Below are 25,349 nucleotides of genomic sequence, written 5' to 3'. Positions count from 1 at the left end.
ATTAAGTAATATTATGTTTTCGTATTTTAAAGGAAAGTCAATGAGTCGATCGTTTCTCACTGGAATCGTACTGGGAGGCCTGTTGCTGGGGTCGCTAAGCGGAACCATTCAGGCTGAATCAAAAACAGAGCAGACCGCCACCGGTTATGTTTTTCAGGATACCAATCAGAACCGGAAGCGAGACCCCGGCGAGCAGGGGCTGGCCTGTGTGCGTGTTTCCAACGGCCGTGAAGTTGTCTGTACAGATCAATCTGGAAAATACGAACTGCCAGTCACTGATGATACCATTTTGTTTGTCATCAAACCTCAGGGTTGGCGGACGCCGCTCAGCAAAAATCTGACGCCCGAGTTTTACTACATTCATAAACCCGCCGGTTCTCCCCAGTCAAAATATCCGGGAGTCAAACCGACAGGTCCACTGCCGGCCTCGGTTGATTTTCCCCTGTATCCTCAAAAAGAACCGGAACAGTTTCGGGCCATCTTTTTTGGTGATCCCCAACCGCGAGACCAGAAGGAGATTGATTACATCGCCCACGATATCATTGAAGAACTGGTGGGCACCGATGCTTCGTTTGGTGTGACCCTGGGTGATATTCTGTTCGATGATCTGTCCCTGTTTGAATCGCAGGCCCGGGGGATCGCGTTACTGGGAATTCCCTGGTACAACGTGATTGGCAATCATGATATCAACTATGATGCACCCAATGATAAATTGAGTGATGAAACATTTGAACGGGCTTTTGGTCCCGCTTATTATTCCTTCGACTACGGACAGGTGCACTTTATCGTGCTGGACGATATCGAATGGATCGTTCCTGAAGAAAACAAAAAAACAAAGAAGGAAAAGAAGGGACATTATCAGGGCGGACTCGGAAAAGAGCAGATCGAGTTTGTAAAAAATGACCTGCAGCAGATTCCCGCAGACCAGCTGGTTGTTTTGATGATGCATATTCCACTCGTAGGCGTGGAAGATCGTCAGGACCTGTATCGTCTCATTGAAAAACGTCCGTTCTGCATGTCGATCTCCGGGCACACACATCATCATGAGCATCGTTTTATTACAAAAGAGGATGGCTGGCGCGGACCCAAACCACATCATCACATCATCAATGTCACTGTGAGTGGCAGCTGGTGGTCGGGTTCGCCGGATGAACGAGGCATCCCCCATACGATGATGGCGGACGGCGCGCCCAACGGGTATTCGATTATCTCGTTCGACGGAACCGAATACGATCTTGATTTTCGGGCCGCCGGTCGTGCAGCCAGTTATCAGATGAATATCCTGGCTCCCGAAGAAGTGACTGCTGATCAGACGTCTGAGATCGAAATCTTTGCCAATATCTTCAACGGTTCAGAACGTTCCAAAGTCGAAATGCAGGTAGGAGAGTCCGGCAGCTGGACGGTTATGGAAAAGATTGATGATATCGATCCCAGTTTTAATAAACTCTCTGAGACTGAAAATGCAGTGGAAGGTAAGAAATATCGTAATCTGCCCAAAGCCAAAAAATCAACGCATCTCTGGCGGACGAAATTACCAGCCGGGTTGAAGCCGGGGACGCATCTGATTCGCATTCGTACTGTAGAAATGGATGGCGACAAACATCAGAGCGGACGCGTGATTCGTGTTCTGCCTGCGAAGCCCGCAGAAAAGACGGCTTCGACGTCTGGAACTGAAAAGTAACGAAGTGAGACTGAGTTAAAAACAGGGGAATGCGATTTGGTTTCGCGTTCCCCTGTTTGCGTATCGGCGAGAGCGCATCACTTTAAATCCTGGCGTCTCTCTAACTTGGTTTACACGGTTCCCAATGGACCTGGAGTCGTTACAGTAGAACGGAGCACAGACTATAGACCCCTGGAAGTTTAACGCTGGGAAATGACGACCTTATTCACTTTCTTATGACAGGCAATGCAGGTCATCGTTAAATGCAGGTAACTGAGTGATGCACCATCCAGGTTTTTCGCCTTGGCAAATTTGATGACTTCTTTTGCGGAAGAGCGGAACTCTTCACTCTGTCTGGCAAATATGGGACCTTCAATCACCTGCCATTCGGTCGCATTACTCATCTCGATCATCCGCTTGGCTCCTTTCTGCATCAGGTCGTAGTCTTCCACCATCAACCCTTCCAGAACCTGCTGCGAACTGGTGAGCTTTTCCCGCATAAACCGACTGAGTCGTTTTTCGCCCTCTGTTTCCTTCGAATCTTCTTCCTGATCACATTGATCCGGCGCGAAGGCATGTGCTACGCGAATTTCCTGAGAACTGATTCCTGCGAACATCAGTAATAATCCACCAAACAGGTAACAGAGAGATTTCGACATTGCTCGGGCCTTTTTTCTGTTGAAAGTGAAGGAAACATTATTAAAAGTACAAACGGATCCCTTAGTCCATTATTGTACCGGATACGCTCCCTTTTTATCAATGCCGATCCCAATGGCAGAAAGATTCGATGCCTGTGGAGTCTCATTTCCCGACGAAATTCTCAGTCTGGCAAAGCGATTTCCAGCGGTAGCGAAGACAGCTTTTTATCCCGGGGGATGAAGTAGGGAATGGATTCTGCCATCAGCCGGTTCTGCAGACCTTCGAACATTTTGGTACGTGCTTCTTCAGCGGTGGCATTTCGCAGAATGAGAAACCGTGGATTCACCAGTGCCTGTGTTGACCAGAGTGTCCGTTTACTTGTCGTATCGACCCAGGATAGTTTGAAGGCGGCAGCGGTTGCCTGCAGCGTTTCTCCCGTGGGAGTCTGACCCAGGGGATTTCCCGAGCCCGGCCTGCCACGTTTGGTCATTTGCAGCTTATTTCCATCCTGTTCCTGGTATTCGATTTTTAATACCACCGGTTGATCAGGGGCAACTTTAAAAGTGTCTGACTCCAGACGCTGCTGCATGACTTCGGCCAGAACAGATTTGACTTCATCCTGATCCCCGAATTTGAGATTGCCTACAGAAACATCAATGCTGACCTCCTGGCCGGCTCCTAAAATGGAATCGGACTGGCTCTGGTAGGCAGCCAGACTGTCAGCGATTTTTTGTTCTGGAATATTAACCGGTACCAGTTTGGGTTTTCGATTGAGCAGAGCGCGGCCTTTGGCATCCCGCAAGGTGGTCGCCGTTTCTGCCAGCAGGTACCTGGGAGTCAGATAGATCTCGCTGCGAATGATGACATAAGGAACCGGTTTTAAGGTCCACAATACCTGCTGCAGTTTGCGGTCAATAAACCAGGCGCCATACAGCAGCCAGCCACGCCCGTCCGGGAACCAGACCATGTCTTCTCCGCTGTATCCGGGATCCCGTGTCGCTTCACTCAAGTTTCCGGTAACGTGATAACCCAATGCTGCCTGACCATTGGCCAGGTCAAGCGTCCAGAGGGTCGTACTGTCTGAACTCATCAACAGCAGTCCCAGTTCCTTGCCGTCTGCTGAGAAATTCATACCGTTATAGATGTAGTAAGGGTCCTTGCCATATTCAGAGCCCGTGGCACTCAGCAGTTGTTTGACATCAACTTCTCGCAGCAAGTCCAGTGTTCTCAGGTCATAGATATGAAGTTTATTGGAAGAGTCATAGGAGATCAGATAGTTTCCACCCGGGCTGATTCTAAAATACAAATCAGAAAATTCATTGTATTTGACTTCCCGTTCCTTAATCAGTTTTCCCGATGAGATATTCCAGACTTTCAGCATTGTTTTAAAACCAGATGCTTCTTTGGAGAGCATTTTGGCGAACGCGAGGTCCGATCCGCAAATTTCATATTTGGAAAGAATCGAATCGACAGGTCCGACTTCCCAGTCTGCAAGCTTTTGCCCGGTCTCTACGCTCCAGCTTTCCATTTTGGGAGTTTTCGAATCGCGAATCACATAGCCGAACAGCAATGTTTTTCCATCAGTACTTAACTTGATTCGCTCTGATAAAATCCTCCAGCCTTTGTCCAGCGGAATCGAAAGCTGGCCGGTCTTTTTCTCGGTCGCCAGATTCCAGATTTCGACGTTAAAAAAATTACGGTTTCTGTCACGAAATCCCATAAAGGGGCTGAATGAGTTGGGAATCAGTCTGTGAGAATCGATGTTTCTTAAATCAATCGAAAGTTTAGGTGTATCCGACCAGTCTGCCACGACCAGAGGTGGGTCGACGAGCGAACTCCAGGGTTGATTTGCCTGTTTCGGCGTGGATGCTGTTTTCTCCGGCTTTGAGCCAGACTTTTTCTGGACGGCTGCGACTTCTTCTTTTTGCTTACCGGTAATCAGTTTGATACGGGCCAGTGTCGTTTTCATCTTTTCGACGATCGCCTCACGTTCACTGGCCTCGGTGGTCGTTTTCATTGTTTCAGAATAGGCAGTCATCTGTTTACGAAGCCGATTTAATTCTTCGGTGCGCGCTTGAGGATCTGCAGGAATCGGCGTCGTATCAACAGGCGCGTCCACAGTCGATGTCTGTGGTGAAGTCGCAGTGGCATTCGATGCGACCGTTTCTGCTGGCGCTTCCTCTCCCGCTGCTCCAGGCTGCTGTTCTGCCACTGCATCTGCTGGTTGATCCTGCTTGTCGTTGCCCGGAAATAATCCTTTCACGACGGTATAAGAAATAAAGAATGCGACGACAAACGCGCCCACTCCCGCGATAATTCCCACCAGGTTTGAGCCGCTCTCAGCAGATTTCTTTTTCTTCGAAGTGCGAGCGGAAGTTTTCTTTTTTCGGGTGGGACGCACAGGCGACTCGAAATCTTCCTCGTAAAAGTCCTCCAGCACATCATCGTTCCCGTCAGGCACGCGCATTTTGCTTCCGCAGGATTTGCATTTCAACGTCTGACCAGCGCGTTCATCACGTACTTTATATTCCTGAAAACAGGATTCGCATTCGAAATTAATCATTCGTGGAGGCCCTTGCAGTTTCGATCAGTCAGAAATGAAAATGAGAATTATCTCAGCTTAAATCATCTCTCAATTAATATTGAATCGCAAGTAGAAAATACTGATTTCGATCGATTTCAGATGTATGGCGAATTTTGTATCCACGCGTGAGAATTAAGCATACAGACTGTGATTGTAACCAGCTCAGCATATAATCAATCTTGAGGAAAAATGATAACTCGTAAGCTTGCCCATGAGACTTAAGGACACTTTGATGAAACAAACAATCAAGTTGTTGACGGGGATGATGACAACGGCTGTTTTCAGCATGTTCTGTCTGGTGAATCTGGCAGATGCGGCTGAACGACCACCGGGAGATCGTCCCAACCTGATCGTGATCATGGTGGATGATATGGGGTATGCCGGCGTGAGCTGTTTTGGGAACCCTTATTTCAAAACACCCGAGATCGATCGCCTCGCTGCCGAAGGCATGAAGTTTACCGACTTTCATTCTTCGGGCACCGTCTGTTCTCCCACTCGGGCCGGCCTGCTGACAGGCCGCTATCAGCAGCGTGCTGGAATTGAAGCGGTCATCCATCCGGTCAGCGATCATCCCGAACATCAAAAAGGACTCCGTAAAAGTGAAAATACATTCGCCGAACTCTTAAAGCAGGCCGGGTACCGCACGGCGCTGATTGGAAAATGGCATCAAGGCTATCCCCATAATTCCGCGGAGTTTCATCCTGACAATCATGGCTTCGACACCTTCGTCGGTTATCACAGTGGCAATATCGATTTCATCAGCCATGTCGGAGATCACGTCAAACACGACTGGTGGCATGGACGCAAGGAGACGCAGGAAACAGGTTACTCCACTCATCTGATTAATCAGTACGCACTGCAGTTTATCAAAGAGAGCCGAAATCAACCGTTCTGCCTGTATCTGGCACATGAAGCCATTCATAATCCCGTGCAGGTTCCCGGCGATCCGATCCGTCGCACGGAAGCAGCAGGCTGGAAACGCTGGAAGCCCGCCAGTGAAGCCGAACGCATCGAGAAATTTCGAGGCATGACACTGCCCGTGGATGCAGGGGTTGGCCAGATCCGTGAGTTCCTGGTGAAGTCCGGCCTGGATAAAAATACGTTCGTACTGTTCTTCTCGGACAATGGCCCGTCGCGCGACTTTCCCAGTGGCAGTCCGAAATGGCGCGGTGCTAAAGGTTCGGTCTATGAAGGCGGACATCGCGTCCCCGCGATCGCCTGGTGGCCGGGAAAAATTCAGGCAGGAACCGAGACTGATGTGCCCGCGATCAGCCTGGATGTCATGCCGACCCTGCTGGGAATCGCACATATCGATATGCCGAAAGAACGTCCGCTGGATGGCGTCGATCTCTCCCCGGTATTGTTCGAACAGAAACCACTGTCCGAGCGTCCGCTGTTCTGGGCTTCCTTGTCGAATAACGGCAGTCGTTCTGAAGCCATGCGCGCAGGACCGTGGAAACTGGTGGTGCAGCATCCCCGCGCGAAGCCGGGCACATTTGAAAATGAGAAGGTCGAACTCTATCGTCTGGATCAGGACCCCGGAGAAGCAAACAACCTCAGCAAAGCTGAACCGCAGCGCGCCTCCCGTATGCTGAAACAGCTGAAAGACTGGTACCAGGACACACAGAACACAGCCACATCCCAACCAGGGGGCTGGTTGAAACAGGGGAGTTAATATCTCAGCCTTACATTTCTTCATTTCTTGCATATCCGTGATACTCTCTGACATTCTTTGAGTTCCGGTTTCATTCATACTGGTCAGATTCGACTTGACTCCAGCGCACCGCTGCCGAGGATATGCGACAAAGTGAGTCGCGCGCGTGACCAGTTTACAGTGCACCGAAACACGCGACACTGATTCTTGATCATCACCATAAATGAGCCTGTTTTTTCCAGATCTTCACTGACTGTAACCACACTAATTCCTGATGTATGCCTGCGGGTCGCCGCACATCGCAGCCTTTCATCACAGCACCACCCCTGCTCACACCTGCATCGGACTACTGTCAACAAACATCGCCACCCGATTCTATTCATCTCCCTTGACCTCCCCACGCCTCTGCATAAGATTTTACTTCGTGCAATGAAAACAGGCTGCTCCTGTTCTCAGAGATCACACATGACTCATCAGAGAATAAATTATCGAAACCGTCCATTACTCTAACTGGTTCTCCCTTCAGAAATGTCACTATTAATTTCGTGTTTTTTCGTACTTTTTGTGGTAGCAATAAACATTTCACAGTGTGCCCGCAGTCGGCTGTCCCTACCGTACCTGCTCTTCCAGGCACAGCACCCATTTCATTGTATCCCAATACAGCTTTTCAGCCTCAGATGAATAATCTGAACCAGATCGGTAGAAATCGCTCAAAACTGGGATTGCAGTGTTTATCGTAAAACGATAAAAGTTCGCCGTCTTACATTAAAACCCTTTGGAAAGGATTCCTGAGATGGCTCGAAAAGATCGTACCAGTGTCATTTGCCGTGTTCTGTATTATCTGTGTGCACTATCCCTCTGGTTGCTCCCCGCATTTTTAATCTGGGTCTGGTTATATGCCGACCTGATTGCCATGCAGAACGGAATCATCCCGGTGAAAGCCATCCCGCTTCCGGTCCCGGTTTCAACGAGAGTCGGCATGGTCCTGGTGACGGCCCTGTTACTGGCACCCACCTACTGGGGCCTGTTTGCTTTACGTCGTTTTCTCAAAGCCTGTTGTGCCGAAGATTACCTGGGCACGCAAAACAGCCGCCTGCTCAAACGCTTTGCCCTGGGACTGATGGGCACCGCTTTTCTCTCTCCTGTCTGTGGCGCTGTTCTGAGCGTCTTATTGACCATGCATAATCCACCCGGACAGAAAATGCTGGCGATCAACATCAGTTCGAATCAGATCGTCCTGGCCGCAGTCGGAGCACTGATCTTTCTGCTGGCGAATCTGCTAAAGCGAGCCAGTCTGATCGCGGAAGAACATGCCCAGATTGTTTAACCGCTGGTCTGATCTGTAACATTCAGTTATAGTGGAATGAGAGAACGGTACTGCTTCGGAAAGCTAATCAAGATATCATGCAAATTTATATTACCCTGAATGTAATGCTGGCGAAACGTAAAGTGACTTCCCGCGATCTCGCGAAGCACGTGGGAATCACCGAACAGAACCTGTCCCTGTTAAAATCGGGAAAGGTCAAAGGGATTCGCTTTGCGACGCTGGAAAAGATCTGTGAGTTCCTGGAATGCCAGCCAGGCGATATCCTGCAGTATTCAGCAGCAGAAGAAGAACAACAATCAACAGGCCAGGCAGCCTGAGCAGGAGAGAGACTCGTGAAAGTGCACGGCGTGCTGGAAACAGCCATTTATGTTGATGATCTGCAGGTCGCCATCGACTTTTATCAGCGGCTGTTTGAATTTGAAATCATGGCAGAAGACCAGCGGTTTTGTGCCATGAACGCCGGCGACCGCAGTGTGTTCCTGATCTTTAAACGGGGCGCCACCCACACCGCCGCCCATCTGGAAGGGGGCGTGATACCACCGCACGACGGGGACGGCCCCGTGCATTTCGCTTTCGCGATCGAGCCGGATGATTTTAAAAAATGGGAAGCCCGCCTGGTAGCCGACGGCGTTGAAATCGAAAGTCGCGTCAGCTGGCCGCGCGGCGGAGAAAGTCTTTATTTCCGCGACCCCGACAATCACGTCCTCGAACTCGCGACCCCCGGCATCTGGCCCATTTATTAAGCCCCTGTAATGTCGATATTAAAGGAAGCACCAAAGCCACGAAATTATTTACTGGATTTTCATTGTGCTGAAGTGTTCCGTGGGTGGTCCCGAATGTAATTCGGGATTGCCGCAGGCAACAGGAAATGGCAGGATTCGCACACTTGTGTTTCAAGTGGTTCCTCATCCTCTGATAAACAATAACAGCTGCTCCTGTCTGGCGGCGCGTTGATTTCTGTATCGGTGAAATAAGGTACAAATGGTCTCGACTGAAATCGGGTTTTCTGTTACATCACGGCTCTGGACAACGAACTTTATTCAGGCCCGATGATTTCAGGAGGCTCACGATGCTGAAACCGTTTCTGTCACTCGTTTTCTGCTGTGTTTGTTCATCTCTGTTCGCAGAGGACGTATCTCAAAGCATTTACGAAATGGATTCTTTCGAGACGCCCGTTTTAAAGCCGGTCATCGCGCCTCTGGCCCCGTCTGAGAATGAGATGGATCTCATCGAGCTGACAGATCTGAAACTGGATCAAACACAGGTCCGTGAACCAGCACAAGTCTTTCTCAGTCAGTCGCTTCCGTTTACACCGGTGGTCTGCCCCTCAGCAAAAACAGATCCCAGTCTCCTGTGGCCCCGCCCGCGGCTGGAACTGCAGTGGCTGATGGCTGATAGACCCTGATCGTTTCTTCAAGCGATTTCCAGAGCGCATCACATTTAACCATAGCGTCATTCAATCTCATATACTCGTCCCAGATGGCATTGGAGACGTTACAGTAAAACTGGACACAGTCTAATCAATTCAACTGATCAGAAACAATTTGAAAGGAGTTCTTTCATGCAGCGACTGTTCTGTGCACTCGTTATCTGGGGTTCCACCTGCATCATTCTCCATGCCAGTGAAGGGCATGACAGTATCTACAAACTGGATGTGTTGAATGTGTCCGCCCCGGATGCCGTCGTAGTCCCCCTGATTTGCTTTCCGGAACAACCCACGGCAGAAACGCCCCGCGAGCGGAATGATGTGGACGTCAGCCTGCTCTTTCAGGCGCAGTCTGTCCCTCTTCTTCCCTTCTATGAGTCATACGATGCCAGTCAGTTTTACGACCGGATGCGTTACTTGAATGCAGGACTTGAGTGTGTCATGCCCCGAAAGAAGCATGAAGAGACAAAGCTCGCCGCGGCTGACGGAGCCTTCACCATTTCAAAAAAACTCGAAGCAGCCTGGGAACGTTTGAAATCCGACTACCAGGAATCCGAAGAGAAATATCGCCTGCTCAATCTTTACTACGGGGCGCGATACGTCGATCGACCTTAAGCTTTCTCCCGTTCACGCTTGAGAGGGCATACCTGTCTCCGTATGCTGGGGTTCAATTGGAAACACGCGCAGGCTGATAAATCAGTGTGCTTCCAAGACTGAACGACACGAGATGAACCAGCAGATCGGGGAGCGCGTCATGAATTCAGGTGAAGTGGAACCGGAGCGTCCAGAGAAAACAGTTCAGGCAGACGTGGAAATCCCGATTTTAAATCAGGGAGTTCCTCAGTCCATAGATTCAAATCAGAATCCGACAGCACGTTTAGAGGCGGAAGCTCTGGAGTATCAGCATGATCTGAGAAAACTGGCCTGGTCCATCGTGATTGCCCTGTTTCTGATTGGGATTTCAGTTATCGGATACGCTCAGTACACCATGCTCAGTAATGAATGGCATAACGATGAACTCGATGCGCAAAAGAAATCTCTTGTCGATGAGATCAACAGTCGTAATCGCGATTATTTTATCAGAAACAATCGTAAGCGGCCGTACGATGAAGCGATGGAGGAAGTCTGGGCCGCCGAGGAGAAAGTAGAAGGCTGGAAAAGAAAGCAGGAATCGAACCGGGACATGAGAAGCGAACTGCTGCAGACACGCACCATCGGCATGGGGGTTCTGGCACTGGCAATTATTCTAATGTCCTTCATGTTGATCGGAAAGCTGCGGCGGGAACGACTGGAATAACACGATTGCGTCTTTTCATTTGTGCTCGACTGCTTCTACCAGCTATAGTAAAGAGAACTGATTCTAAAACCCGCGTTCTCTTTTGATGGAAGCACCAGACCTCATGCGTTCCGTTCTGTTTGCTTTGTTCATTGCCGTTTCCTGCCTGCTGATCCGTTTCTCTGCTGCAGAGGCAGCGCAGCAACCGCCGAACATCGTCCTGATCATGGCAGACGATCTTGGGTATGGGGATCTGGCCTGCTACGGAAACAAACAGGTCAAGACGCCTCATATCGATCGGCTTGCTGCGTCCGCTCTGAAGTTCACCGACTTCCATTCCGCCGGCGCGATGTGCACGCCCACCAGGGCCGCGATGCTCACGGGGCAGTACCAGCAGCGTTTCGGGCGACAATTCGAGTCGGCTCTGTCAGGGAAATCCAATCACGATATCGGACTGCCGCATCAGGCGGTGACGATGGCGGAACTGCTCAAGCAACAGGGTTATGCGACCGCCTGCTTTGGCAAGTGGCATCTGGGCTATCAGCCTCCCTGGCTGCCCACAAATCAGGGCTTTGATCTGTTTCGCGGCCTGACCTCGGGTGACGGCGACCACCACACCCACGTCGATCGCTCCGGTAACGAGGACTGGTGGCATAACAATGAAATCAGCATGGAGAAAGGATACACCGCCGACCTGTTGAGCAAATACAGCGTGGCATTTATGGAAGCCAACCGCACGCGTCCCTTCTTTCTCTATGTGCCACACCTGGCGATCCATTTCCCCTGGCAGGGACCCCAAGATCCGCCACATCGCAAAGCAGGGCAGGACTATCACGCTGGCAAATGGGGTATCATTCCCGATCCCGGCAATGTCAGTCCCCACACCACGGCCATGATTGAGTCCCTGGATCAGAGCGTGGGGAAAATACTGTCTGCCTTGAAACGTCTTGATCTGGAGCAGAACACGCTGGTGATCTTCACTTCCGACAATGGTGGCTATCTCACCTATGGAAAAAACTTTCAAAACATCTCTAGTAACGGCCCCCTGCGCGGGCAGAAAGCAACCCTGTATGAAGGCGGGCATCGTGTCCCCTGTCTGATCAGCTGGCCGGGAGTCATCACCGCCGGCGTGACCGACCAGACCGCCCATTCGGTGGATCTGCTTCCCACCCTGGCGCAGGCAGCGGGAATATCAGCGACCAACTTCCAGACCGACGGTCTCGACCTGGCACCACTCTGGCAAACGGGACGTCCTTTAGCAGACCGCGACCTGTTCTGGCGGATGGGGAACAACCGCGCTGTCCGCCGCGGGCAGTGGAAGCTCTGTCTCAAAAACAATCGCAGTGAACTGTATCATCTGGAAACGGATCTCGGGGAACAGCAGAATCGGGCAGCGGAGCACCCGGAAATCGTCAAATCAATGAGTCAGGCCTTGAAGGAATGGGAAGCAGATGTCGACACCAGCGCGAAACAATTCAGTAAGTGAAATTGGAAACGGAGGCCATATGATTTCAGGTTCACGAGTGTTCTGGCTGATTGTCTGCCTTGTCTGTCTGCCCGCGTCGATGCAGGCCGCGGAAGGGGAGCGTCCCAATATTATTTTCATCATGGCCGACGATCTGGGTTACGGCGACCTGGGTTGTTACGGCCAGAAGCTGATGAAAACGCCTCACATCGATCAGTTTGCCGCTCAGGGAACGCGGTTCACCCAGGCTTATGCAGGCGGTTCCGTCTGCACGGCTTCGCGGGCTGTACTGCTGACCGGACTCCACAACGGGCACACTCCCGCGCGGGACAACATCCCTCATTACGCGACCTATCTGCAGGAAAGCGATGTGACCATCGCCGAGGTCCTGCAGAAGTCTGGCTACCGCTGTGGTGGCGTGGGGAAATGGTCACTGGGAGATGCAGGCACGGTCGGGCGGGCGACGAATCAGGGGTTCGATATGTGGTTCGGCTATCTGAATCAGGACCATGCGCATTATTACTTTACCGAGTACCTGGACGACAATGAGGGCCGCCTGGAACTGAAGGGGAATACCAAAAACCGCCAGCAATACAGCCACGATCTGCTCACCGAACGCGCGCTGCAGTTTATTCGCGACTCCGCCGCCCAACCTTTCTTTCTGTACGCGGCTTATACGCTACCTCACTTTTCCGCGAAAGCAGAAGACCCGCACGGTCTGGCGGTGCCGGACACGGAACCATATTCAGACCGGGACTGGGACATCAAATCAAAAAAATACGCCGCGATGATTCACAGGCTGGACCGCGATGTCGGACGGATCATGTCCCTGGTGAATGAGCTCCAGCTGCGCGAGCGAACGCTGATCATTTTCACCAGCGATAACGGCGGCCACAGAGGCGTGCCCGCACAACTCCACACGAACGGCCCCCTTCGAGGTTTTAAACGCGATCTCACCGAAGGGGGAATCCGCGTGCCATTCATCGCAAACTGGCCTGGCACGATTCCTGCAGGCAAAGTGAGCGACGAAGTCATCGCCTTCCAGGACATGCTGCCCACCTTTGCCGAACTGGCGGGCGCACAGGTTTCCGCGAATCTCGATGGCATCTCGGTGCTGCCCGCCTTACGGGGGGAGCCTCGCAAAGTCAAACACGAATATCTCTACTGGGATTACGGCCACTGCCGGGCCCGCTACGATCAGGCAGTCCGCTGGAACAACTGGAAAGGCATCCGCCACGGCCAGCAGGGAGAAATCGCCCTCTACAATTTAGACCAGGATCTGAGCGAATCCAGAGACGTCGCCGACAAACATCCCCAGGTCGTCCAGCGGATCGCAGAGATCATGAACACAGCCGCAGTCCCCAACCCCCGCTACCCCATCGGCACAAAATACAAAGGCAAAGCACTATGGCATCCGTGAGCGTCTGCCGCTGCAGAGCGATGAAGAAATCGTGATTGATTAATGCTGACCTGATGTTTTCAATTCAGTGAGGAGCGAAATCCTCGTTTATCCAATTTGAAGACCCATCCTCTTTGATCTCACTCGAAATATCCACGCGATCAGCCACGGACAGAGGGACAAAGCAAGCGTGGCGAAAATCTGTGTCTGCTTGCGAGTCATCGTCCTCTTGTGAGGCGGATTCGACATGGAAGTGGAAATGTCATCCGCATCAAAACCGTCGGCTGGTGAAGTCCCGTTTGCGCCATGGAAAGTAACGATTGTCCCGTTGGACGGCGTGTGTTCAATATCGAATGCATGGTCCCACGGATCAACGGTATCGGGAGGAAGTTCTCCTGTCTTGATTTTCTGAGCCTGATTGAAGGCCAGCGCGTTGCGGGCCTCCTGGCGGCCTTGCTCGACATTGGGCATCCCCAGCAGGAGGATCAGCAGGGAGAGAGCAGCCAGAAAAATGAACTTGATGATTACCATCACGATACCGCAGGAACGGTGGGAATTTTACTTTGTCTAACAACGGATAGACCGACTTATGACTCTTTCTGAATATATCAGGATGAGTGTCTCCAGACAATTGGATTACTGCTTAACCTTTATTCTCTTCATATCCAGGCCGCCCCTCCTGACATGTAAATCACACTTCGAAAATCAGTTCCGTCGGCACACCCAATATTACTGTCAATGACGGCGGGAACTGCATGCTTCCAACATCTGCCGTATGTCGTTAGCCACGGATCAGTAGGAATCTACTCCCGCTTAAAACAGGCTGGAGCAGTCATGTATCAGCAAGTTTTCTGCTCCCGATCCTCTCTTTGTTTCCCTGGATATCGATCCCCGGCAGGGTAACAGATTCGGCGATTTTCCGCAGATAATGTGGTCTGTATATTCGTAAGTGTATGATAAATATAGAGATAACGTGTTCAGTTGAAATGGGTTTCGATTGATGGTATTGAGTGTTGACACATGGTATACCATGTGGTAATTATGATGGTTCATTATTTCATGTTCTAAAACAGGGAATGGGCGCATGGGAGAAAGTGATGTTTATGAGAAACTCTCACAGTTGATATTTTCCGGTGAATTCGAGACGGGAAGCAGTCTGGTCGAGCGTAATCTTGCCGACCGACTGGGCGTCAGTCGGATACCGATGCGTGAAACGCTTTCCAGTCTTGTGGCACAGGGGGCGCTCGAAGGAGGCCGCAAAGGGGAAAGTGTGCGTTTACGACGGTACACGGTCGATGAACTGCGACAGCTCTTTGATTATCGTGCGGTCATTGAGGGCGGCTGTGTTCGTTCCGCGGCGATGTATACCAGTGAGGCCGACCTGATGCGGCTGGAGATCATTTGCGACGGCATGCAAGACATTCTGGAGGGAGATGATTTCACGAAATGGAGTTCGCTGGATGTCAAATTTCATGAAGCACTGGCAGAAGCGAGTCGCAATGATCGCTTTGAACGGACGTTGAAAAGTCTGCTTCGTGAGTGCTTCTATGTGTTTTATGTACTTTCAAGACGTCGCAGTCGGCGTGAACTGACGAAGGAAGAATTCGCATTTCATAAACAGCAGGCGTTGGACGATCATCGGGCCATTATTGAATTGTTGAAAACCAAACAGGTTGAAGAAGCGGAAGCTCGAATACGTCTGCATATCCTCCGCTCTGCCGACCGCGTGATACGAGCTTCCATTGAAACAGACCTGGAGTCGAATGATGACAAAGCTGACCAGGCTGAATCCAGTTAACGGGAATACGATGATGAGACATACTCTGATCCTGACTGCACTGTTACTGTTGTTGATAAACTCAGCCGTGCACGCCGATCCGAAACCGGAACGACCTGTCTTCAGGCAGGAGCAGGTGATCTTGAATCCCGATCAGTTTTCTGCTGAAAAGCAGATGTCATACCTGGCGTTTCCGGCCGTACTGCGTCTGAATTCAAAGGAAATTCTGATCTCCTATAAACGGGGACGCAGACACTCCAGTGATCCTGGTGCCGTGCTGGAAATGGTGCGTTTCGATACCGGTACCAACGAAATTACCGAACGCAGAGTCATCGGAGAACAGCAGCCGCTGATCTTTCAAATGGGAGAATGGGTTCAGTTTCCCCAGGGGAGAATCGGAAATCTGGTTGACGTCCAGAAAGTGGTGCAAGCGCGGAAACGCAATCATCGTACCGGCGTCTATTGGACAATGAGTGATGATCAGGGTAAGACATTCTCTCCCATGCAGAAGCTCGGTCCCATTGATGGAGTGGAATATGGTTACATCTTTGAGAGTGCAGTTGTCGGCGACACCGTCTATCTGTTGGCGATGGACTTTCCTGAACTGACTGCGCGAAAAAGTGCTTATGATGAACAGGGAAAACGGATCTATGGACAGGTTTCGGTGATCGCATCGGCTGATAATGGACAGAGCTGGAAACACGTGCGCAACCTCAGCCGGGAATTTGGAGATCTGAATCTGAATGAGAGCTCGATCATTGTCGACGGGACAGGGTTTCTGATTGCGACGCGGGGATACGATAACAGGGTTCGCCTGCATCGGGTCGATCAGGATTTTAAATTAATCAAACAGCGTGACCTGACTGCAGCTTGCGAGACCATCGGTACACATATTGGACGCCCACGACTCTTCAAGCGCAACGGACATTTGTATCTGCTGGGACGAAATTCACGCGGAGGACCGATGGAACTGGCTTTGTTTCGTATTAATCCTGACTCGTTTGACGTAGAACGCCACGTTGTGCTGGACCCCGAACCGGGAGTCACGATTAAAGACGGATATTATGCCGTTCCTTATTTTCAACAGAACAATGATCAGACGCTCTTCAATGTGGTTACTTATCGTATGTCTGCGGGAAACCAGAAAAATCCGGAACTCGTCCGTCTGGAATTTCTCTGGAATGAAATTCGATAACTGGCGTGTCGACCGACCAGAATAGGTGTTTTTTATCAGAGGAGTTTTATAACTCAACGATTTTTATTCTCACGTTTAGTCAATATTTATCATTTTTTATATCGGCTGACGTCGGATCTCTATTATATGCGTTAATTAAAATGGAGGGTTTCAGATGTGGTTGATAGTTAAACAGAAAAAACACGGTTTTACGTTAATCGAACTGCTTGTTGTGATTGCCATTATCGCGATTCTGATTGCACTGTTGTTGCCGGCGGTTCAGCAGGCACGAGAAGCGGCCCGACGAAGTACCTGTAAAAATAATATGAAGCAACTCGGGCTGGCGCTGCATAACTACCATGATACGCATCGCACCTTTCCTCCCGGTACCATCTCGACACGCCCCGGATTTTCTTATAGCGGTAACTGGTGCGCGTCCAGTGCGATGGATTCCCGCGCTTCCTGGACTGTCCAGGTTCTGCCTTTTCTCGAGGATTCCAATCTGTATAACAAACTGAATTTCGAAGCACTCTTCACGACGACCTCAAATCTGCCGGGGGTTACAGAGAACGAATCTGTTTTTCGACAGAGTAACAAAAAGTATCAGTGCCCTTCCGATCCCAATTCCGGTTCAGGCGTCAATAATTTGAATTACCTGGGAGTGCAGGGAGGGGGTGCATCCATCGTAGCTCCTTCCTGTTCTACAGTAAGCGGACAGCGGGTGTTTTATGTCAACGGGCTCCTGTTCCATAATTCAAATATACGCATGCGTGATGTTACTGACGGAACAACCAATACATTTCTGGTCGGGGAAACCAAATATGCCTTAACTCACACAGGTCGGAGCGACGGAGTTCACATTGGCTGGGCATCCGGCGGACGACTGGGTTCCTCCGGGGCACCAAACGTTCTGGCTGGCGCACAATTGCCGATCAACTCTGTAGCCGGTCATGGCGGAGACCACGATACGATTAATCAACAATCGCGTCTGTTCGGTAGTTTTCATGTCGGTGGATGCCATTTTACTTTAGGAGACGGGTCGGTCCGCTTCATCAGTCAAAATATTGATCTGAATACGTATTTTGATCTGGCGCAGCGTGCCGATGGTCGGGTGATCGGCGAATTCTAGACGGAGGCCAGATTGAGAAAAGCAATGGCGAAGTGGATGTACTCTGGATGAAGTGAAATTGTCATTGGGGATTCCATGATTTCCCGATCTGAATTTCGGTAGAAACCATTTAAGACCGCTGTTCACAAAGGTGGCAACATGTTGATGATCTGCTGGAACGTAATCAAACTGATGTCTGTTCTCATTGTACTGGCCGCGGTGGGCTGCGGTGGGCAGGCCGAAGGGCCTCAACGCTACACCCTGACCGGTACTGTTACTTATCAGGGGAAGCCAGTTCCCGAAGGTGAGATCGTGATCACTCCCGATCGCTCAGCGAATCACAGCGGACTGGGGAGTTACGCGACGATCAAGAATGGGCATTATGAAACTGCGCCGGGAAAAGGTATCACAGGTGGGGCTTACCTTCTGAGTGTCACAGGCTTCGATGGCGTCCCTTTCAAATCCGATGACGGCGGAGAAACCTTCCTCCAGGGCAAAGCACTGTTTTCTGATTTCAAACTCAAGCAGCAGTTTCAATCCCAGGATGAAACGCTGGACATTGAAGTCCCTGCCGGTAAGTAAAACCCGGTCTTGGGAATCTGTGGATTGATGAGCTGGATGGTATCGAAATCCGTCAGGTTCATTACTCTCAATAATTGATCCCTTGCAACCCCTGCATTTACTTTATACCCGAATGTTTTCCCGATCTTATTGAGAGTTCTTAATCCTGCTGTCGCATTCGTTTGCAGGCTTTTTCGACTTCGACGGCGATGAATACGATTGATGAGAGGGCAAGGGTGATGGCAAGTTCGCCCGCTGTCAGGGGGACGGTTTTGAAAATCCGGTTCAGAACAGGGACATAAAGGGTGGCCATCTGCAGTGCGAGGGTCAGCAGCACGGCTGCCATGAGTGGTTTGTTCGTAAACGGACCTTGTGAGAAGAATGATTGCCGTTCCGAGCGAATGGCCAGAACGTGTCCCATCTGGCTCAGGCAGAGAACCGTGAAGACCATGGTCTGCCATTGCGCCTGGCTGTGATCAATGAACCAGGCCTGCGTCACCACCGAGACCGCTCCCATCAGCAGACCGACCCAGATGATATGCGTCCCCAGGCCATGGGCGAAAATATTCTCTTTGGGATCGCGGGGCGGTCGCTGCATCAGGTTTTTTTCTCCGGGTTCAGCCGTGAGTGCCAGTCCGGGAACACCATCGGTGACGAGATTGATCCACAAAATATGAATCGGCAGCAGCGGGATGGGCAGACCCAGCAGCGGCGCCAGGAAGATCGTCCAGATCTCACCCAGGTTACTGGTCATCGTGTATTTGATAAATTTGCGAATGTTATCGAAGATCCGTCGGCCTTCCCTGACGGTCTTGACAATCGTCGCGAAATTGTCGTCCAGCAGAATCATATGCGCTGCTTCCCGGGAGACGTCAGTGCCGGTAATGCCCATCGCGATTCCGATGTCGGCCCGTTTCAATGCCGGTGCATCATTCACGCCGTCCCCGGTCATCGCGACAAAGTGTCCCCGATCCTGCAGAGCCTGCACGATCTTCAGTTTCTGCTGCGGAGAGACACGGGCATAGACTTGAACTTTTTCAACCTGGCATTCCAATGCTTCCAGGGACATCTGTTCGAGCTGCCGACCTGTAAGCACGGTTCCTTTCTCCTGTTCATCGAGAATCCCCACCCGCCGGGCAATCATCTCCGCGGTCAGGGGATGATCGCCGGTAATCATCACCGGGTGGATACCGGCCGAGCGACAGAGGGCCACCGATTCCGCTGCTTCCGGCCGGGGAGGATCCAGCATCCCGATCAGCCCGGCCAGGGTCAATGCGGATTCCACCTCTTCCGAGATGAGCGGTTCCGGAACGGAGTCCCAGATGCGCAGTCCGAAGCCCAGGGTTCTCAGGCCTTCTCCGGCAATCTGTTCTGCAGTACTCTGGAGCTGGTCCTGGTTGATCTCGATCTGTTCCGCCGGGGAATACTCATGAGTCGAGCGGGACACAATTTCTTCAGCAGCCCCTTTCGTGATGGAAACGACCTTCCCCTCACTCCAGGGGTGGAAGGTGGTCATCAGCTTGCGCTCGGCATCGAAGGGGATCTCGGCCAGACGGGGAAATGTTTTTTCCAGGGACTCGCGCAGAAATCCTTTCTCCCGCGCCAGTTCAAACAAAGCTGTTTCAGTCGGATCGCCGACGGCCTCGTCGTCGCCGTCCAGGCGGGTGTCGTTACAGAGTGCCAGCGCACAGAGCAGCAGTTCGGGATGGGAAAGTTCTGTGAAACTCCGCGGGGTCTGGGATTCCTCAACTGTCACAGGGAGTTCGTCCGGAGCGACGAGTTCGCCGTTGAGATAAACCTGTTCGACGGTCATCCGGTTCTGTGTAAGGGTTCCGGTTTTATCGGTGCAGATATAAGAGACTGACCCCAGCGTTTCGACGGCAGGAAGTTTGCGGATGAGCGCCTGTTGCTTAACCAGCTTTCGTGCTCCCAACGCCAGTGAAATGGTAATCACCGCGGGCAGTGCTTCCGGGATCGCAGCGACCGCCAGGGAGATCGACGTCAGCAACATCAGCAGCGGCGGTTCCCCCCTGGACAGACCAGCGATAAAGACAATCGCGCAGATCGCCAGGATGACATACGCGAGTTTCTGGCCGAATGTGGCCAGGCGTTTCTGCAGAGGAGTACGTCCTTCTTCCTGATCCTGGAGCAAGGTGGCGATCTGTCCCAGTTGGGTCTGCATACCCGTTTCGGTCACGATTCCCTGGCCGCGGCCTTTGGTGATCAGCGTGCCTTTAAAGGCAAGGTTTTTCCGGTCACCCAGGGGGAGATCTGCTTCTTGAATAGCCTGTGTGATCTTTTCGACAGTCAATGATTCACCCGTTAAGGCAGCTTCATTGATCTGTAACTGGACCGCTTCTGTCAGTCGCAAATCCGCGGGCACAATGTTGCCTGCCTCCAGTAGGACGCGGTCGCCGGGGACAAGCTGCCCTACCGGAATGGTCACGACTTTATTGCCTCGCACCACGTTTGCAGAAGGAGCCGCCATTTTTTTCAAAGCCGCCATAGCTTTCTCAGCCCGGTATTCCTGAATGAACCCCAGAATGGCGTTGAGCAGTACGATGACTGTAATCGCGATGGTGTCAGCAACTTCCCCGATCACCCCGGAAATGACCGCGGCGACGATCAGAATCAGAATCATAAAATCCTTGAACTGATCCAGAAACATCATCCAGATGGATTTACGCTGTTTTTCGATCAGTTCATTCAGTCCAACTTCCGCGCGGCGGGTTTCCACTTCAGAGAGCGCCAGCCCCTGGTCAGGCGATTGCAACCGTTCCGCGACTTGACTGAGATCGAGCTGATACCAGGTGAGAGAGTTGTCATCCTTGGGAGCCATCAGGTACCTGTTCATTACAGTAGATATGAATCACTTTAGCGGACTATTGCGTTCCGCTTCTGGAACTTTACAAAAGCGGAACGCACGTTTGATTCTAGTGGATCAAACCTGTTTCAGCTATGGGGGAAGTCATAACTTCCGTTGAGGTCGCTGGTGTATCAGACACCCTTGAATGATTCGGTTGTATGTTTCCTGCTGATTCCTCAGGAATGCCATCAGACGCTTTCAGCAAGATCAACATTGACTTGCTGGCTGCCGATCGTTTATTCTCCGTCGCTTCTTTCTCCTGGAGATGTTCATGCGCCTATCTTATCAACTCGTGTGGGGGCTGCTTTTCCTGCTGGTGGGTTGTGCCTCCCTGGGGCCGCTGTCCCCACTGGTTCCGGTGGAACGTACGCTCGTTTACCAGCCCAGTCCGTTTCCCGAACCGGGTTCGCTTCCAGAGAACCTCCCTTTTGAAGATGCCTGGTTCGAAGCAGAGGACGGGACGCGGCTGCATGGCTGGTTTCTGGGACACCCGAAACCACGTGCGGTGGCGCTGTTCTGTCATGGCAACGCGGGGAACATCGTCAGTCGAGGCGAAACATTAAAGATCCTGCAGGAGCGTCATGGCCTCGCGATCATGACTTTTGATTATCGGGGATACGGCAAGAGCGAGGGCAAACCGAGCGAACGCGGTATCTTGCAGGATGCGCGTGCGGCCCGCGCCTGGCTGGCTTCGCGTGCTGGTGTTGAGGAAACGGAAATCGTACTCATGGGCCGTTCGCTGGGAGGAGCGGTCGCCGTGGATCTGGCGGCGCAAGACGGCGCGCGGGGGCTGGTTCTTGCCAGCACATTCTCATCTCTTCCTGATGCCGCGGCTCACCATATGCCGTGGATGTTTCCGAACCTGAATATGACGCAGCGATTGAACTCGGCCGGAAAGATCGGGAACTATTCGGGACCTCTCCTACAGAGCCATGGCGACAAAGATCTATTGATCCCAATCGAACTGGGGCGGAAGCTGTTCGACGCAGCCGGGGAGCCAAAACAGTTCTTCGTCCTGCCAGGAGCAGGGCACAACGATCCTCAACCGGAGGAGTACCGCCGCGTTTTCGACGAGTTCATCGCGTCACTGCCTCCAGCTGGCACTCAATAAACATTTTTCTCGACCGCACGCAGCGACAGAGATACTGCGGGCCTGATTTACTAGAACGCATCACATTTAACCATAGCGTCTGTCAATCTAATCTACTCGGTCCCAATGGACCTGGAGACGCTACAGTAATACGGGACACAGTCTAGACCTCATTCACACCCGAGTGATCTTTCAGCAGTGCCAGAATAATCAGCCCGATCAATGACAGAAAACCAGCCAGGTACCACAGCAGCATCACGGTTCCGCCAATAAACATCACTAAGCCGAGCGCCTCCTGTCCGCTGTCCATAATGAAACGTCCCGCAATCTGGATGATGAGTCCGGGAATGGCAATCGCCAGGCTCAGGTTGTTGTACCGTTTGATCATGAATCCGATCCTTTTGAGGAGTTTCGTGTTACTCCTGGGTAAATCGATTGATCACTGAGTTCAAAGATTCTTCTGATGGAGAAGTGAGCAGGGAAGGCTCACTGGCGGCTGGTCTATGAAACGCAAATATGATTTGATTCTGGAGCATTACTTCTGCCCATTTAAATTCAGGGATGGAATATAAGCTGAATCCCGCAGGTTGATGCTTGTCACTAAGAACAAAATCGATTCCGTGTGAAAAAATTGATTCAGTAAAACGCAAGAAGTCAATCGTTGAGATTGAGATATCGAGCTCCAGACGATGAATTGTATATTTCAACTCAAGATCAGAAGTATTAAAGATGGTATTGGCTAACAGGGGATTCAGCTGACCGGACAATTCAACCTGGGGATTGTGAATCCAGGTAAAACCTTGATTGGGAAGAATTTTAGACCAGTCTTTGTTATGAAACGGAGGCAATACCGTTTTGAATACGCCATCTTCTACATTCACTTTGAAAAACTCAATCATAGTAATTATTCACATCTATTATTCTAACGAGAAAAACAAAGAGGATTCTTCTGCCGGCCTCCTGAACTTCTTTGTAGAATTCATGAATGAGGGAAAGCAATCAGCGCGTAAAACATCATCTGTTCTTCATAGACGCCGTTGGGGTTGAAGTCGAGCAGGGTGGCTCGCAGGTCGGCTTCAAAGTCGGGTTGCTTCTCTCTCAGAACGGCGGGGGAGGCGAAAGAGGTCGAGTACAGATTGCCCAACAGATCGTCCAGCGTCCAGGTTTGCGGATGCTCGTATTTGATTTCTTCCAGTTGGTAACCGGCGTCGAGTAAGACCAGTTCGTGCGGAGCCGCGAGATTGTTGAATTCACCCGTGCCGGCACGCCGTTTTTCGCCATGCCAGCGTTTGACGACCTCGCGAACCAGCGGATGCCAGTCGGCATTGCCGCTCCAGATACTGGTGTAACCCATGATGACCAGGGGCTGCTGCGGCTGGAGCCAACTGCGGATGCGCGGCGCCATGACGGGCCGATCCATCCAGTGGAAGGCGGCACCGATCGTGATCAACTCGAATGAATCCGGCTCCGTGGAGAACTGCTCGGCGCTTTGATTGCGCCACTGAATGTTAGTGGCCTGTTGCTCCCTTGCTTTCTGCTGTGCGGCTGCCAGCATCTCTGCATCAGGGTCAACAGCAAGCACTTCCTCAAAGCGGGACGCCAGACGGATCGCGAGTTCACCCGTGCCACAGCCCAGGTCCAGCAGTCGGCCGGAGCCTGTCAGTGGGGCCTGCTCGCAGACCTGTAACAGAAGTGCCTGTGGATAGGGAACGCGGTAACGCGCATAGTAGGGAACCGTTCCCTGGAATAGATGTCTGTTCAAAACCGAAGTTCCCGTTTAAGTCGACTGTTGCCTGAATGCTTTGTTACAGGAGAGTCAGTTTAAACCAGAGGGCAATACGACTTCAATCGAACAGAGAGCCTTGCCGCTTTTCTTTGCTGAAACGTTCCAGGTAACCATCTACGCTGAATTTGCGGGCCGTGTTTTCGCAGGTCATATAGCGAATTTTTCCGAAGATCGGTCGTTCGGGGCCCCAGGCACGATCATAACGACCTAAACACCAGAAGATGCCCGAATAGGAATTCGGGTTCCGACCATCGACCGCGTATTTGTTGTTGAGGTGCATCATAATCTCCAGCGCCGCCTGGGGAGATTTCGACCAGTGCAGAATTTTTTTGCCCCAGAGCATCCGCATGTAATTATGCATGCGTCCTTCCGTAACCAGTTGCGTCTGGGCAGCGTTCCAGAGTTCATCGTGAGTGCGGGCTTGTTCGAATTCTTCCAATGTATAACACGGGTCACGTTTATCAGCAGCATGTTCCTCGAGTGTGGTCCGTGCCCAGTCGGGCAGTGACTCATACTGGTCATAGTCGTCGCGCTGCCAGCACATGTTATAACCCAGTTCGCGCCAGGTGATCAGTTCGTCCAGAAATCCCTCGGCGGTTTCACTCATCTGCCACCAGCCCGCCCGTTTGCCGGTCGCTTTCTGATCGATTACTTTTGCAGCGTTCCAATCTTCCCGATCGGCGACCCGTTTAAAAACTTCATGCACAGAGATATGCCCGAAATGCAGGTAAGGGGAGAGCCCGCTGGTAACTTCTTCTTCCGGCAGATTCCGTTCTTCAGCGTAACGTTCGAAGCGCACATTGAGAAACTGTTTGAGCGTTTTGCTCGCAGCCTTCATTCCTCCATCAAAATCTGCCGGTCCGACCTGATGATCAAGGGGCAGGTCAGCCAGGACTTCGGGAGTTGCCTGTAATAATTGATCCGATGCCATCGGCCAGCGTTCCAGGATTTTTGCGGGCAACGAGGAAAATTCGGGAAGATCGATGTGGGACAGTGGGTTGATTTTAGGAGTCTGATCCAGGTGGTCTGGCAGCGCTTTGTGCAGAAAGCGGCGGAACGCGTACGCGGTCGGATAAATCTGAGAAGCGGCTCGCAGCGGCAAGAGACCGTTGGAATCAATGGCTTCCAGTCGCACGGACAATCGGGGGGCGACCGACTTCAGCATCTGGGGAATGAAAAAACAGGGGAAGTCATCAGTGACAACAGCGCAGGCCTTTGTTGCCAAAGCCGACAGCAGTCCTGAACCATGGCCGGCTTTCGGTTCCACGTAACAGTAATAACCCACGGGGCTGTCCTGTAAACTGTCCCGATTGTCGACCATCCCCTGCAGGACGAATCGATGCAGGCGATCGCTAGCCCATTCGTAGCCGCAGCGCAGTGCTTCGAAGACAAGCAGAGGTTTGTTGAGTTCTTTGCTGAGTTCCACAGCCCGCTGCAGACTGTAGTTGTAGCGGGTCCGCCGATTGGCGATCATCCAGTACAGAACGTAATCACCGTTTTTTTGCAGAGAAGCCTGGTTAAGCGGACGAATTCGTATTTCGGGAACGGTCATGAGGA

General features: G+C 51.6%; 23 protein-coding genes. 15 read left to right on the top strand and 8 right to left on the bottom strand.

Annotated features, from left to right (window positions below):
• The first annotated feature begins 40 nt into the window (after positions 1-40).
• The gene (locus GmarT_RS22210) at positions 41-1,681 is read left to right on the top strand and encodes a calcineurin-like phosphoesterase C-terminal domain-containing protein (protein WP_002645685.1); all 1,641 of its coding nucleotides are present in this window, start codon (positions 41-43) and stop codon (positions 1,679-1,681) included.
• A gap of 179 nt (positions 1,682-1,860) precedes the next feature.
• Here the strand turns inward: GmarT_RS22210 and GmarT_RS22205 are convergent, their stop codons facing one another.
• Both GmarT_RS22205 and GmarT_RS22200 read right to left on the bottom strand, forming a co-directional pair.
• Entirely contained in the window at positions 1,861-2,319 is a 459-nt protein-coding gene (locus GmarT_RS22205) for a hypothetical protein (RefSeq protein WP_002645686.1), read from the bottom strand.
• Between the two features lie 161 nt (positions 2,320-2,480).
• A complete protein-coding gene (locus tag GmarT_RS22200; RefSeq protein ID WP_002645687.1) occupies positions 2,481-4,862 on the bottom strand; it encodes a WD40 repeat domain-containing protein in 2,382 nt (793 codons plus the stop codon).
• Between the two features lie 253 nt (positions 4,863-5,115).
• Here GmarT_RS22200 and GmarT_RS22195 point away from each other — a divergent pair, with 253 nt between their 5' ends.
• From GmarT_RS22195 to GmarT_RS22155, 9 genes are all read left to right on the top strand, one after another.
• Positions 5,116-6,558 (top strand): sulfatase-like hydrolase/transferase, encoded by a 1,443-nt coding sequence (locus tag GmarT_RS22195; protein ID WP_002645688.1) that lies wholly within the window; start codon positions 5,116-5,118, stop codon positions 6,556-6,558.
• Between the two features lie 772 nt (positions 6,559-7,330).
• Positions 7,331-7,864: a DUF2975 domain-containing protein gene (locus GmarT_RS22190; protein ID WP_002645690.1), complete on the top strand. Its 534-nt coding sequence runs from the start codon at positions 7,331-7,333 to the stop codon at positions 7,862-7,864.
• A 77-nt stretch (positions 7,865-7,941) separates the two neighbouring features.
• Complete coding sequence (locus tag GmarT_RS22185) at positions 7,942-8,181, top strand: helix-turn-helix domain-containing protein (RefSeq protein WP_002645691.1); 240 nt, start codon at positions 7,942-7,944, stop codon at positions 8,179-8,181.
• A 15-nt stretch (positions 8,182-8,196) separates the two neighbouring features.
• The gene (locus tag GmarT_RS22180) at positions 8,197-8,607 is read left to right on the top strand and encodes a VOC family protein (protein ID WP_002645692.1); all 411 of its coding nucleotides are present in this window, start codon (positions 8,197-8,199) and stop codon (positions 8,605-8,607) included.
• A 410-nt stretch (positions 8,608-9,017) separates the two neighbouring features.
• A complete protein-coding gene (locus GmarT_RS22175) occupies positions 9,018-9,269 on the top strand; it encodes a hypothetical protein (protein ID WP_149303249.1) in 252 nt (83 codons plus the stop codon).
• A 156-nt stretch (positions 9,270-9,425) separates the two neighbouring features.
• Positions 9,426-9,905 carry a hypothetical protein gene (locus GmarT_RS22170; RefSeq protein ID WP_002645694.1) on the top strand — a complete coding sequence of 160 codons (480 nt, stop codon included), beginning with the start codon at positions 9,426-9,428 and terminating at the stop codon, positions 9,903-9,905.
• 139 nt (positions 9,906-10,044) lie between these two features.
• Entirely contained in the window at positions 10,045-10,587 is a 543-nt protein-coding gene (locus GmarT_RS22165; protein WP_149303247.1) for a hypothetical protein, read from the top strand.
• Between the two features lie 103 nt (positions 10,588-10,690).
• On the top strand, positions 10,691-12,052 hold the full coding sequence (locus tag GmarT_RS22160) for a sulfatase (protein ID WP_044237334.1): 1,362 nt from the start codon (positions 10,691-10,693) through the stop codon (positions 12,050-12,052).
• Entirely contained in the window at positions 12,018-13,451 is a 1,434-nt protein-coding gene (locus GmarT_RS22155) for an arylsulfatase (RefSeq protein WP_198139405.1), read from the top strand. Before GmarT_RS22160 ends, GmarT_RS22155 begins: the two co-directional genes overlap by 35 nt.
• Before the next feature lie 87 nt (positions 13,452-13,538).
• Here the strand turns inward: GmarT_RS22155 and GmarT_RS22150 are convergent, their stop codons facing one another.
• Positions 13,539-13,961: a hypothetical protein gene (locus GmarT_RS22150; RefSeq protein WP_002645698.1), complete on the bottom strand. Its 423-nt coding sequence runs from the start codon at positions 13,959-13,961 to the stop codon at positions 13,539-13,541.
• 553 nt (positions 13,962-14,514) lie between these two features.
• Between GmarT_RS22150 and GmarT_RS22145 the strand changes: the two genes are divergently transcribed.
• From GmarT_RS22145 to GmarT_RS22130, 4 genes are all read left to right on the top strand, one after another.
• Positions 14,515-15,228: a GntR family transcriptional regulator gene (locus tag GmarT_RS22145; protein ID WP_002645699.1), complete on the top strand. Its 714-nt coding sequence runs from the start codon at positions 14,515-14,517 to the stop codon at positions 15,226-15,228.
• Between the two features lie 10 nt (positions 15,229-15,238).
• Positions 15,239-16,402: a sialidase family protein gene (locus GmarT_RS22140; RefSeq protein WP_149303245.1), complete on the top strand. Its 1,164-nt coding sequence runs from the start codon at positions 15,239-15,241 to the stop codon at positions 16,400-16,402.
• Between the two features lie 154 nt (positions 16,403-16,556).
• The gene (locus GmarT_RS22135; RefSeq protein ID WP_002645701.1) at positions 16,557-17,510 is read left to right on the top strand and encodes a DUF1559 domain-containing protein; all 954 of its coding nucleotides are present in this window, start codon (positions 16,557-16,559) and stop codon (positions 17,508-17,510) included.
• A 171-nt stretch (positions 17,511-17,681) separates the two neighbouring features.
• Positions 17,682-18,071, top strand: a complete 390-nt coding sequence (locus tag GmarT_RS22130) for a hypothetical protein (RefSeq protein WP_149303243.1) — start codon at positions 17,682-17,684, stop codon at positions 18,069-18,071.
• A 139-nt stretch (positions 18,072-18,210) separates the two neighbouring features.
• Here GmarT_RS22130 and GmarT_RS22125 read toward each other — a convergent pair whose 3' ends face one another.
• Complete coding sequence (locus tag GmarT_RS22125) at positions 18,211-20,889, bottom strand: cation-translocating P-type ATPase (protein ID WP_149303241.1); 2,679 nt, start codon at positions 20,887-20,889, stop codon at positions 18,211-18,213.
• 298 nt (positions 20,890-21,187) lie between these two features.
• Here GmarT_RS22125 and GmarT_RS22120 point away from each other — a divergent pair, with 298 nt between their 5' ends.
• Positions 21,188-22,027 carry an alpha/beta hydrolase gene (locus GmarT_RS22120; RefSeq protein ID WP_002645704.1) on the top strand — a complete coding sequence of 280 codons (840 nt, stop codon included), beginning with the start codon at positions 21,188-21,190 and terminating at the stop codon, positions 22,025-22,027.
• Between the two features lie 142 nt (positions 22,028-22,169).
• Here GmarT_RS22120 and GmarT_RS22115 read toward each other — a convergent pair whose 3' ends face one another.
• The 4 genes from GmarT_RS22115 to GmarT_RS22100 form a co-directional block, all read right to left on the bottom strand.
• A complete protein-coding gene (locus tag GmarT_RS22115; protein ID WP_002645705.1) occupies positions 22,170-22,394 on the bottom strand; it encodes a hypothetical protein in 225 nt (74 codons plus the stop codon).
• Positions 22,395-22,422: 28 nt separating this feature from the next.
• Complete coding sequence (locus GmarT_RS22110; protein WP_002645706.1) at positions 22,423-22,905, bottom strand: hypothetical protein; 483 nt, start codon at positions 22,903-22,905, stop codon at positions 22,423-22,425.
• Between the two features lie 80 nt (positions 22,906-22,985).
• A complete protein-coding gene (locus GmarT_RS22105) occupies positions 22,986-23,768 on the bottom strand; it encodes a class I SAM-dependent methyltransferase (RefSeq protein WP_002645707.1) in 783 nt (260 codons plus the stop codon).
• 82 nt (positions 23,769-23,850) lie between these two features.
• Complete coding sequence (locus tag GmarT_RS22100) at positions 23,851-25,344, bottom strand: cryptochrome/DNA photolyase family protein (RefSeq protein ID WP_002645708.1); 1,494 nt, start codon at positions 25,342-25,344, stop codon at positions 23,851-23,853.
• Positions 25,345-25,349: the final 5 nt, after the last annotated feature.

The organism is Gimesia maris, assembly GCF_008298035.1.
In the GTDB taxonomy this organism is placed as follows: Bacteria; Planctomycetota; Planctomycetia; order Planctomycetales; family Planctomycetaceae; genus Gimesia; species Gimesia maris.
Note: the sequence above shows the minus strand (reverse complement) of the source record. Positions and strands in the feature narration are given on the sequence as shown.